Annotated in this window: 1 protein-coding gene; it reads left to right on the top strand. The window is 44.7% G+C overall.

Annotated elements, in window-relative coordinates; genetic code table 11:
• Window positions 1-555: M17 family peptidase N-terminal domain-containing protein (locus tag A3763_RS06290; protein ID WP_304440799.1), on the top strand; the 555-nt coding region annotated here is incomplete at both ends.

Here is a 555-nt window from a genome sequence, read left to right as displayed (position 1 = left end):
CCTTCGTAGCGAACACGCTAATAGCGTTATTCTTTTGGGCATGGGAGACAAAAAGAAGTTAAACCTAAGCAGCCTAAACAAGGCCTTCAGCGCATTAGCAAGTCAAGCGAAAAGCGCCAAAGTAAAATCCTTACACTGCTTTTTGGACAATACTATAGATGGCACAGACATTAGCGCCAGACAACTCGCAAACAGTCTCGTTCGCTCAATTTCTGACCAGCATTACACTTTCGATCAGTACAAAAGCAAAAAATCTCCGGCCATCATATTGGAAAACATCAGTGTCGTCTGCTGCACTGCAGACCAACAAGCCTTGAGCGAAGCAACTGTGATCGCTCAAGCTCAGGCGAGAGGCATGGCTACAACCAGAACGCTTGGCAACCTACCCGGAAATGTCTGTACACCTGCTTACCTAGCAGAGCAAGCACTAGCGCTAGCAAGCAGAAGTAATAACTTTGAAGTAAAAGTACTCGAAGAATCTGATATGGAAGCACTAAACATGGGTGCATTTTTATCCGTATCCAAAGGTAGCTCAGAACCAGGAAAAATGATTAT

It is taken from the genome of Oleiphilus sp. HI0128 (assembly GCF_001635365.1).
Note: the sequence above shows the minus strand (reverse complement) of the source record. Positions and strands in the feature narration are given on the sequence as shown.